At 52.9% G+C, this 10,127-nt stretch carries 10 protein-coding genes; all 10 read right to left on the bottom strand.

What is annotated here, in order from left to right:
• Positions 1-176: 176 nt before the first annotated feature.
• The 10 genes from lplA to ACTOY7_RS14650 all read right to left on the bottom strand — a co-directional run bounded on the left by lplA (position 177) and on the right by ACTOY7_RS14650 (position 10,125).
• Positions 177-908: a lipoate--protein ligase gene (gene lplA / locus ACTOY7_RS14695; RefSeq protein ID WP_394682724.1), complete on the bottom strand. Its 732-nt coding sequence runs from the start codon at positions 906-908 to the stop codon at positions 177-179.
• 23 nt (positions 909-931) lie between these two features.
• On the bottom strand, positions 932-1,495 hold the full coding sequence (locus tag ACTOY7_RS14690) for a DUF5714 domain-containing protein (RefSeq protein WP_394682725.1): 564 nt from the start codon (positions 1,493-1,495) through the stop codon (positions 932-934).
• Positions 1,483-2,844, bottom strand: coding sequence for a DVU_1553 family AMP-dependent CoA ligase (locus ACTOY7_RS14685; RefSeq protein ID WP_482671834.1), 1,362 nt, complete (start codon positions 2,842-2,844; stop codon positions 1,483-1,485). The genes ACTOY7_RS14690 and ACTOY7_RS14685 overlap by 13 nt, the downstream gene beginning before the upstream one ends.
• A 74-nt stretch (positions 2,845-2,918) precedes the next feature.
• Positions 2,919-4,187 carry a radical SAM protein gene (locus tag ACTOY7_RS14680; protein WP_394682727.1) on the bottom strand — a complete coding sequence of 423 codons (1,269 nt, stop codon included), beginning with the start codon at positions 4,185-4,187 and terminating at the stop codon, positions 2,919-2,921.
• Positions 4,180-5,544, bottom strand: a complete 1,365-nt coding sequence (gene trsS, locus ACTOY7_RS14675) for a radical SAM (seleno)protein TrsS (protein ID WP_394682728.1) — start codon at positions 5,542-5,544, stop codon at positions 4,180-4,182. The genes ACTOY7_RS14680 and trsS overlap by 8 nt, the downstream gene beginning before the upstream one ends.
• A gap of 20 nt (positions 5,545-5,564) precedes the next feature.
• On the bottom strand, positions 5,565-6,905 hold the full coding sequence (locus tag ACTOY7_RS14670; RefSeq protein ID WP_482671833.1) for a 2-hydroxyacyl-CoA dehydratase family protein: 1,341 nt from the start codon (positions 6,903-6,905) through the stop codon (positions 5,565-5,567).
• A 56-nt stretch (positions 6,906-6,961) separates the two neighbouring features.
• Positions 6,962-7,255, bottom strand: a complete 294-nt coding sequence (locus tag ACTOY7_RS14665) for a lipoyl domain-containing protein (RefSeq protein WP_394682730.1) — start codon at positions 7,253-7,255, stop codon at positions 6,962-6,964.
• 51 nt (positions 7,256-7,306) lie between these two features.
• Positions 7,307-7,891, bottom strand: a complete 585-nt coding sequence (locus tag ACTOY7_RS14660) for a DUF5714 domain-containing protein (RefSeq protein ID WP_394682731.1) — start codon at positions 7,889-7,891, stop codon at positions 7,307-7,309.
• A 17-nt stretch (positions 7,892-7,908) separates the two neighbouring features.
• Positions 7,909-9,303: a dihydrolipoyl dehydrogenase gene (gene lpdA / locus ACTOY7_RS14655; RefSeq protein WP_394682732.1), complete on the bottom strand. Its 1,395-nt coding sequence runs from the start codon at positions 9,301-9,303 to the stop codon at positions 7,909-7,911.
• Positions 9,304-9,375: 72 nt separating this feature from the next.
• Complete coding sequence (locus ACTOY7_RS14650; RefSeq protein WP_482671938.1) at positions 9,376-10,125, bottom strand: class I SAM-dependent methyltransferase; 750 nt, start codon at positions 10,123-10,125, stop codon at positions 9,376-9,378.
• Between the last annotated feature and the right edge of the window lie 2 nt (positions 10,126-10,127).

Genomic DNA, 10,127 nt, shown 5'->3' with positions numbered 1-10,127 from the left:
TTCACATACAACATTTATTTACAAGGAAAAATCCGATAACCCCAGTATTTATAAGGATTATCGGATTTTTTTAGTTCACAAGTGTCGAAAACGGGATTATAACCTATTTGCAGAAAAAATACAACTACTATCCTCAGAAATTCTTACAGGAATCCTGAGGATCCATGGTTAAAAAATCAATTTTTTCCAAAAATCCAGTTTGCGGACGCGAACCGTTCCTGCTCCCCCGCAATCGCCTTCTGGTCGAGCTCCTGCATTTCCATCCGTACTGCCCTCAGCCCATATATTTCTTCACATGCCTCCAGTACGTTTCTTTTCAGGCTACCTGTGGTCAGCTCCGGAACCAGGTCTTTCAGATTCATCACCCGCGCCCGAACCGAATCAATGCCTTTTAATCTCAGCTTCTCTTCAGATACCGTCAGGTAGCGGGACAATCGATCCAGATCCACACAGACCATCAGCGTCCCATGGTGATAACAGGAATCCCCGCATTCATAATACGCATGTCCGGAAAACTTTTTCCCTTCGGCAAGGATATCATTCCGTCCGGACTTGGAGGCATGGACGCCAAGCCGCTCCGACGCATTCAGAATCACCCGGGTCTGACGCTCCACATCATAATCCTCTCTTTTCATCAGAAACGTGAAGTTCAGATTTCCCAGATCCTGATAGACCGCGCCGCCCCCCGACAATCTGCGGGCCAGGCAGACATCCTCTTCCTCCAGCAGCTCAACCCGGCATTCCTTCCATACGTTCTGGTTTCTGCCCACCACTACGGTACACCGGTTCCTCCACAGGTACAGGATGCACTCCCCCTTCCGGCAGTGAAGGAGCAGATACTTCTCCAATGCCAGATTGTAATAGGGCGATATATCCCCGCTCTCAATATAAGTCAGCTTTTCCACCATACCGGCCTCCCGATCCGCGTCCCTTATCCCGGGACAAAAAACTCACACTTTTTTCCCATGCAGCCCTTATTTCCCGGGTAGAATGTACAGTCCAGCATGGCAGCAGGAAGCCGGCAGCCCATATACCGGTTCATTCCCTGTACCGCCTCGTATACGGAGATCCGCACGGCTCTTTTACAGCACCGCGGGCCCCCGTACTCTGCCAGCCGGCTCTGGATGTCTGCCGTAATCTGATTCACCGTTCGCAGGTCTCCCGCGGAAAATGGATGTGCTAAGAGAAGGATTCCGGCCGCAGCCCCTGCTCCCATCAATGCTCCGCAGCAGCCGTACATCGCACAGACTCCTACCGGGATGATATTGGTTCTGACATATGCCTTTACCAGAATGCTTTTCTTTTCCATATGATAAAAATTACAGTATGCCGTCAGGATCGCGGCCGCTGTCAGATAATGATGCTCCGGCCCGTGCATGCGGACCTCTTCCAGTTCCATGAGCCGGTCTGCAATACGCACCGCATCCGTGCTTTCACATCCCCTGCAGCAATCCGTGATCGCGTCTACGATCTCCCGGGGTATTACTCCTGCCATATTTCTACCGCCCTCCCGATCTCCTGGATATGCTTCTTTTCAAAACAAAATTTCCTCAGCGTCCCGGAGGGAAGCAGCTCGATCCGGGGGCGTTCCATGCCGCTCAGCTCCGGAAGCGTTTCCAGCCGTTCCATAAGCCGCTCTCTGACAGATTCGCTTTCCCTGCTGAGCTCTGCATACAGGACCAGCTGATTTCCGTCTATATAGGGCCTGTAATCCTCAATTTCATCGACGGAATAGATCACCTCTTCCAGCATGGCCGGATACACCAGGTTTCCCGCCTTCGTCTCGAACGCACCCTCAAGCCTTCTCATGATCGGTCCAATGACCCGCAGCCTCTGGCCGCATCCGGAGTCCCTGCAGTATGCCATATCCCCGCTTCGATAACGGATCAGCGGCATGGCATCTCTTCCGATGGTGGTATATGTCAATTCCCCTACTGTTCCGTCCTGGACCCTGCTTCCGGTTATCGGATCGATCACCTCCGTATAGACGTCCAGCTCATTGTAATGGTATCCGCCGCATCTCCCGCACTCAATGGCAAATCCCCAGCCCACCTCCGTCAGCCCGTAGTGGGCGATCACCTTACACGCAAATGTACGCTCCATATACATTCTCATGGGCTTCGATATATGTCCCATTGTCACAAACAGAAGCTTCATGCCCAGGCTTCCCAGATCTGCCTGATCCTCCATCTCTTTTGCGATGCGGTACATGGTCGTGATATCTCCGAACCAGACATTGCACCGATGGGAAACAGATAAGGCCAGCAAGTCCTCCGACGATGCCGCCATATCCCCCACGACCGCATCCATTCCCCGGGAACGCACACTCCTTGCAAAGAGCTCTGAGGCCCCTCTTCCCTCGGAATTTGTGATCATGCTCAGAATCCTGGTATTCTCCGTATCCGCAATGGTATTCATGGCTATTCCGATAAAGTCTGTAATATGCCGTATATCTGACTTCGAAAAATAGATCCTTTTCCGGATGCCGGTGGTGCCCGAGCTGTAAAATGTAACCGGACGTTCTACATCCCGCTGTGAAACGCACAGAAGGCCATAGCCCGATCCCCTTAGATCCTCCGGCCGGGTAAACGGAAGTCTTTCCAGATCCCGGAACTCCCGGATCTCATCCGGTATGATCCCATATCGGTCAAATTGTTTTCTGTAAAATGGACTGTGTTCATAGACATGCCGGATCGTCCTTTGAAGCTGAAATGTCCTGTATTCCTGAAATATGTTTTCATCCGCTTCACCGTCCCGGCCCGGATGGAGCCTCCGATACTCCTCATCCTGTCCGATCCTTCCGGCACAGAGCTCATACAGTCCTTGTTCAAATGTAATGATCATCTCTTTCTCCTTTAGCGCTCTCCCCAAAACTTCCCTGCCCCTGTCTTTGCAGATGGGTTTCCGGGAATACTCCTCTACGCAATCCCAGGACACAGCTTATTCCCGTATATATCGCTCAGATATTTTGTACAGAGCGGGCGCATCTGCCGATCCCTTCCAATGATCTGTACGGAACATCTTCTGATCCTCAGAAGATCCAGATTCCATGCGTCCTGAAACGCCATCCCCCCAATACTGATCATCCTCTGATCCCCTGGAAGCCACAGCAATTTCGTAGATTTTCGAATACTCCTGTATCCGTCCGTCCTTTTTTCCCGTCTCATCCTTCGGTTTAAAGAACGCATCCTTCCATCTCCGTCACACAGAAAGATTCCCTGGAAGGTGCATGCCGCATGTTCGTATGCCCCGGGCAGAAAGTCCTGGTTCTTCACCTCGCCTTCTGTCTGCGCTTCCAGCCTGCGGATCACTTCTGGGATCGTGATCCTGGGATTTTCCCCTTCCGGATAGATTCCAAAATAACTGACCGGCTGAAAATATACGCCCCGCACCGCAGGCATATAGCCTTTCGCAAAACGGATGATCTCTCCCAGCTGATCGTCATTGCTCCCCGGGATCACGCAGGGCACCAGCACCACCGCCAGCCCTGCTTTTGCACAGTTTTCAACGGCCCTTCTCTTTTCGTCAAACAGATTTCTTCCGTATTTCGTCGTATAAGCCCCTTCCCGAATCCCGTCAAAGCCAAGGTATACCGTTGTCACCCCGCTGTCCTTCAATACCTGGCAGTACTCCGTGCTTTCACTCAGCCGCAGCCCGTTCGTATTCAGCTGCACATAAGAAAAGCCCAGTGCCCTGGCCGCCTCCGCGATCTCCGGCAGGTCCTCCCGCACCGTAGGCTCCCCGCCGCAAAGCTCCACCAGCCCGTCCTCTCCTGCATGGGCCCGGTAAAACGCAAGCTGCGCTCTGCAAGCATCAACCGTGGGCTCATAGCATGGATCTCCTTTCTTTCTGGTAAAGCAGACCGGACAGTTCATATTGCAGCGGTTTGTGGTCATCAGAGCGGCGGAACAAGGCTGCACCTGAGCACATCCGGCAAACTCTCCCTCGCGCATCTGCTCATAGACTTCCTCCTCGGACCTGGGAAGGTCCTCCGTGCGGATTCCGCCGTCTTCCAGCCATTTCAGATAGTTTTCCGGGGAATCCTCCCAGATGAGCGTCTTCATGCTTCCGTGCTCCGGACAGGATTTCTCCATATAGACCGCCCCCTGCTCTGCTGTCATCTTCGCCGGGATCTCTTTCAGGCAGTAAGGACAGACACTGAGTGTATAACTCAATAGTTTACTCATTTTTATACAACCGCCTTCCTTTCAGGCTTGTCAGGTGAAATGCGCACAGCGGAACGGCCCGCCCGTCAGATGTGATCACATGCACGCAGCAGCCCTTCAGCCTTCCGATGTCGATATTATATGCGTCCTGAAATCCCATTCCGCTGATCGACAGTGTATAATGCTTCAGACGTCTGATAAAATCCTTCATGGATCTTCTCCCAGTCTGTCCCGGCGCCGCATCTGAGCTTCTGTCCGCAGGCAGTGATCCCTCATCCTGGAGCTTCCAGTGCTGATTCGTATATGCATTGGCCCTCCTGGCAAAATCGGTGCCCTCCGGAATCTGCTGATTCTGCACATTTTCCGTGATCGGCTTTAGCCGCCCATCCTCCTCCAGATAGTACAGTGCGCTGAATGCACAGTGTGCATCGTATCGTTTCCTCGGCACAAAATCCTTTTCCTTCATCTCACCGCCCGTCTGGCTGATCAGGCAGTGGAGCACATCCGACAGGTTCATGCGGTCCCAGATCAGGCTTCCATGATCGTTGGGATATCTTCCAAAATAACTGATGGGCTGGAAATGGACTCCTTTCACGATCGGCATATGCTTCCTGGCATACACGATCAGGTCTCCGGCCTCCCTGTCATTGAGCCCTTTTACCAGAACCGGCACCAGGATGACCCCGATGCTTGCCTGCTCACAATTGGCAACCGCCTGCAGCTTGACATCCAACAAATTTTTTCCCCGTATCTCCCGGTATACCTCATCCCTCAGGCTGTCAAACTGCAGATAGATCAAATCAGCGCCCGCTGCTTTCAACTCCCGCAGGTATTCCAGGTCTTTTGCGATCCGGATCCCGTTGGTATTCACCTGGATATGGGAAAATCCCATCCCTTTCCCCATCCGCAGGATCTCCGGGAGATCCGCTCTGACTGTAGGCTCCCCTCCGCTGAGCTGAATGGAGCAGTCCCCGCCGTTTCGGTATGCGGTCTCGTACATCCTTTTGATTTCCGCAAGCCCCGGTTCATACCTCGCCTTTTTTGTATCCGCAAAACAGACTTCGCATTCCATATTGCAGCGATACGTGATCTCCAATACAGCCGTGCAGGTCTTTCCTTCATGCTCCCTGCACAATCCGCAGTCCAGTGGGCAGTCCATTTTCATCTCCGGACCGGTTCGGCACGGTTCCGCATGTACGGACTGCTCCATCCATTCCCTGTACTGCTCTGCGTCGCTCCATACCAGCACCTGATAGCTTCCATGTTCCGGGCATTCCTTTTCCAGAAATACCTTCCCATCCTCTTCGATATGCCGGGCCGGAATTTTTCTCAGACATTCCGGGCACAGGCTCTGTGTCTCATTTATGATCGTTTTCATAACAGCCTTTTCATATCCTCTTATACGTCCCTGCTCAACACCAGTGTCTCAACCACGCTCTCCATCCTGTCTCCCGTGAAAACCTCCTGATTCCAGAAATCCGTTTCATACATCAGCACATGCTTCCCTGTCCGTTCTTCCACCACCTTCTGCAGGAGGTTCTGCAGCGCCCCCATCCAGCGGTCGAATGGAAACATGCCCAGGACCAGTCCGTCCAGGCTTTTTTTTTCAATGATCTCACAGATCTTTTCGGCTTCCTCCATAAGATCCTTTCCGATCAGCATCCCCATACATTCCATCGCCATGTCTTCCAGGGCATCCCTTCCCCGGATAGCCACCGCTGTACTTGCAAAAGCCGTATGGTTCAGAAGTCCGATCCCATAGTCCTCCATAAGTTTTGCGTATTCCGGATTGCATACCGGCGTATAATAAACCGCATACCGGTATTTCATGGGCCGACAGGCTTTCTTTGCGGATACGCTCTCCTGCATTTCCTTCAGAAGCTCCGCCAGAAGCTCCGCGATCTCTTCCATATCGGTTCTAAAAGATGCCAGAAGCAGAGTTTCGATCAGTCCTACCTCTTCGTTTCCGATCACAAACTCTGCCGTTCGATTGAGAGATCTTAAGATCTGCTCCCTGCGCATTGCCAGCATAAAGCGCTTCATTTTTATCTTCTTGTAGAGCGCTTCATTTTCCCCGATCGGATACCGCTCCCTGATCTGCGCAAATCCGTACTTCAGCTGCCGTTGCAGATGCTCCTTCTGGCATCCGCTTTTTGTGGGCTTTTGGATAAGGATATGCATGGTTTCCGGCTCCTCATCCTCCAGCATTGCATCCTGCTTGGGCGCCTCGTTGCACAGCAGGCCGTAGGACCAGCGGATATCCGGACGGGGAACCAGCTGTTTTTCACTCAAAAGCCCCCGCATCAGATTCACCCCGCAATGCCGGCAGCCGTTGGATACCGCCAGCTTTTCCTCCAGACCAATGATCCCGTACAGGACGACCATCACAACCAGATCCGGCGTACAGACTTCCGCCTGCAGCCCGGCCTCCCGCAGGGAATCTCTCAGCCAGTACATCCCCGTATTGGTCCCGGGGACATTATAATAGATTTTCACGCAAGGCTCCTCCCGCAGATGCTCATAGCCGATCCATTCCCTGACATACAGACGCAGAAGCGACCTGACGCCGGATAACTCCATGTGAAAATATTTTGGGAGATGCTCCTCACAGCACCTTCCAAGAGCCTCCTCTGTCACGCCGAACCTTTCGCATACCCGGACCAGATACGGCCGCTCCTTATCTGCGTCCGGGAACTGCAGCAGTGTTAAAAATTCCAGATAACGATCTTTTGTATCCATTTTGCTTTCCCCTTATCCGCCGGACAGGCCCGTCCTGGTTCTCTGCTCTTTCTCTTTTATTCCTGCCGCAGAATGTATCCCAGAATATCCTGATATCCTACAATGCTTTCGTCTTCATAACAGATTTCCCGCAGGATTCCCGTGCAGGGCGCATGAATCTCCAGCACCCTCTTCTGCACTTCAAAGGAGCACAATGTGTCCCCTTCCTCTACCAGATCCCCTTCCTCTGCATTCCAGAACACCATCAGGGATTCTGCCGCCGTGTCCACTGGACGGTTCTGACATTCACACTCGAATCCCGGAATCTTACAGGGCATCAATTCTCTTGGCACGACGATCGGTACCAGCATCCTGTGCCTCCTTTCTTCGAAAACGCATGTGCTGACACTCAAAAAAGCTTTCTATTGAGGGAAGAACGGACACGCTTCTTTCTTACAGTCCAGATTTCTGTCACTGTACCTGCAGCGGATCTGCTCCGGCATTGAAAGCCGGATCCCCAGCTTTTCCCGGGCGGTCTTCTGCGCGGAATACAGGGCCAGAAAGCAGCAGCGCTTACAGCAGCGCGGCCCTTCCACTCCTGCAATAGCGGCCAATGCGTCTGCCGTTGCCTGGTTGGCTGCTGCCCATCCCTCCTTGGCCAAGGGGGTGATCCCGCGAAAAACGCTGTAAAAGATTCCAACGCCTACGCCTGCCCCGCAGGCTCCGTAGAATCCGCAGAAGCCGCCCAGGATATTTCTGGCCCGCTGCTCTGCGGTATCCAGTCTTTTGACCAGCTCCTCACGCTCTCCTCCCACAGCCGTATGGCAGGCCGTGAGAAGGACCGCAGGCACAATATAATGATGGTAGGGATAATGCATCGGGATTTCCCTGATATCCATCAGCTCTGTGGCCATCTCGTATAGATCCGTCTTTTTTTCATCAAACAGGGCCAGACATTTTTCTTTGACTGCCCCGAAAATTTCATCCTTCAGTACGATATTTCCCATCTCCGCCATCCTCTGCTTTACTTGTGAAATGCCTTGCCCAACGCATTTTTACAGGTTTCCATGACGATCTCCGAAAGCGTCGGATGCGCATGGATGCTGTCCGCCACATCATCCAGGGTCAGTCCATTCTGGATCGCAGTCGCAATCTCCTCGATCAGGACAGAGGCATCCTCTCCGAAGATATGTCCTCCGATGATCTTATGATCCTCTTTTCTGGCGGTCACTTTGATCAGCCCTGTGGTCTTCTGCATCGCCATTGCCTTCTCATTGCTGGAAAACCGCATTTTCCCGACCAGGGTCTCGATTCCCTGCTCTTTTGCCTCATCCGCCGTGATCCCGACCATTGCGATCTCCGGATGGATAAAGATGGCCGAGGGGATCACATCGTACCGCATATGCGCGTCATTGCCTGCGATCACCTCCGCGGCGATCAATCCCTGTTTCTGCGCCTTATGGGACAGCTGCGGCCCTGCCGTGATGTCTCCCACCGCATAGATGCCGGGGACGGATGTGCGCATCTGATCGTCTGTTATGATCTGACCCCTGGGAGTCATTTCCACACCAAGCTCCTCCAGGTTCAGCTCCTTCGTATTCAGACTCCGCCCGATCGCGACCAGTGCCTTGTCCGCTTCAATCTTTTCTCCATTGGCAAGCTCGCAGCACACTCTTCCGTTCTCCAGTGTCTGGATCGTCTGGATGCCGGATCCGCATTTTAATGTAATTCTATTCTTTTCCATATATTTACTGACCGCACCGGTAATCTCGGAATCCTTCAGGGTCGGCACGACATGGGGCATCATTTCCACGATCGTGACCTTGGACCCAAAGGTGGAAAAAATATCCGCAAATTCCAGTCCCAGCGCCCCGGCTCCGACTATGATCAGTTCTTCCGGCATTTCCTGCAGATTCAGTGCCTCGTCGCTGGTGATAATGTTCTTTCTGTCAATATGAAACGCCGGGATCATGGCCGGCTCGCTTCCGGTGGCAATGATGATATTTTCCGCCGTAACGGTTTTCTTCTCCTCTCCGTTCACAAGCTCTACCGTGTGCGCGTCGATCAGCCTTGCCTTTCCCTGCAGCCTGTCAATGCCCCTTGGTTTGATCAGCATATTGTCCAGTCCGAATTTGAGGCTGTTGACAGCCATCATCTTTTTCTGATGGATCACCCTCATATCCGGTTTTGCGTCCGAGACGGCAATCCCATATTCCTTTGCCCCCAGGACCTCCGAATAGACCTTTGCCGACTGCAGCAATACCTTGGTCGGAATACACCCCCTGGATACACAAGTGCCTCCCGTTCCATTTTTGCGGTACTCTACCAGCCCTGTTTTCTTTCCCAAATCCGCGCTCCGCATCGCAGACGCACATCCCCCGGAACCAGCCCCAATACTTAACACATCATAGTCATACATCCCGCAGCCCTCCTTCTATTTTTGAAACTGCCCAGGATCGCAGACGGGTCTAAGGTCCGCTGTCCTGAGCCGTTATATTTTTTCATAGATCATCTGACAGTAAGACAGATCCGCCCTTTGAAAAAAGGTATCTGTCTTCTGCGCTGTTTCGCCGCATCCTCCGCATCCGGGTACCCCGCTGTGAAAATACGTACTGAGGTATCCGCCAATCTCCTCGACCCCCACCCCGTAGACCTTGCACAGCCACAGGGTGACCCGGATCAGCTCCCCGTATTCTTCCTGATAGCGGAGTCTCCGGAACCCTGCCCTCTGCATCATATCCTCGTAGCACTCTCTTGTCTGGACACCGGCAAAACAGGGGATATGCACCACCTCTTCCCTGAGAAGCTCCTCCCCGCCGTTTCGGATCACAAAATCGTGGATCAAAAGCCTCCCGCCCGGCCGCAATACCCGGCAGTATTCCCGCAGTGCTTCTCTCTTTTTCGGCACCGGTGAGAAAGCGGATTCACTGAACAGCCCGTCAAAACTCCCGTCCGCAAACGGGAGCTCTGCGGCATCCGCACAGAGAAACCTGAGCTTCCTGTTTTTTCCTCCTCCATGCTTCTCCTCTGCCTGGCGGATCAGTTCCCCGGAGATATCGAATGCCGTCATATCCAGTTTTTTTCCTGAAGCAAGATATGCCGACGCATCGCCCACAGAGCATCCTGCTTCCAATATTTTCATGCCCGGCTTCCATGCAGTATGCGGCAGCCCCTTTTCCAGAAGCCGGTACCTTTCGGGTCTGATTTCAAATGCTTTGGCAAGTGGCAGTTTGTGTTCCATCT

Source organism: Schaedlerella sp., from assembly GCF_056796775.1.
Note: the sequence above shows the minus strand (reverse complement) of the source record. Positions and strands in the feature narration are given on the sequence as shown.

Coding starts and splice junctions, on each gene's coding strand:
- trsS (WP_394682728.1), bottom strand. CDS start 5,544: ATGAAAACGATCATAAATGAGACACAGAGCCTGTGCCCGGAATGTCTG.
- ACTOY7_RS14680 (WP_394682727.1), bottom strand. CDS start 4,187: ATGAGTAAACTATTGAGTTATACACTCAGTGTCTGTCCTTACTGCCTG.
- ACTOY7_RS14690 (WP_394682725.1), bottom strand. CDS start 1,495: ATGGCAGGAGTAATACCCCGGGAGATCGTAGACGCGATCACGGATTGC.
- ACTOY7_RS14650 (WP_482671938.1), bottom strand. CDS start 10,125: ATGGAACACAAACTGCCACTTGCCAAAGCATTTGAAATCAGACCCGAA.
- ACTOY7_RS14685 (WP_482671834.1), bottom strand. CDS start 2,844: ATGATCATTACATTTGAACAAGGACTGTATGAGCTCTGTGCCGGAAGG.
- ACTOY7_RS14670 (WP_482671833.1), bottom strand. CDS start 6,905: ATGGATACAAAAGATCGTTATCTGGAATTTTTAACACTGCTGCAGTTC.
- lplA (WP_394682724.1), bottom strand. CDS start 908: ATGGTGGAAAAGCTGACTTATATTGAGAGCGGGGATATATCGCCCTAT.
- lpdA (WP_394682732.1), bottom strand. CDS start 9,303: ATGTATGACTATGATGTGTTAAGTATTGGGGCTGGTTCCGGGGGATGT.
- ACTOY7_RS14660 (WP_394682731.1), bottom strand. CDS start 7,891: ATGGGAAATATCGTACTGAAGGATGAAATTTTCGGGGCAGTCAAAGAA.
- ACTOY7_RS14665 (WP_394682730.1), bottom strand. CDS start 7,255: ATGCTGGTACCGATCGTCGTGCCAAGAGAATTGATGCCCTGTAAGATT.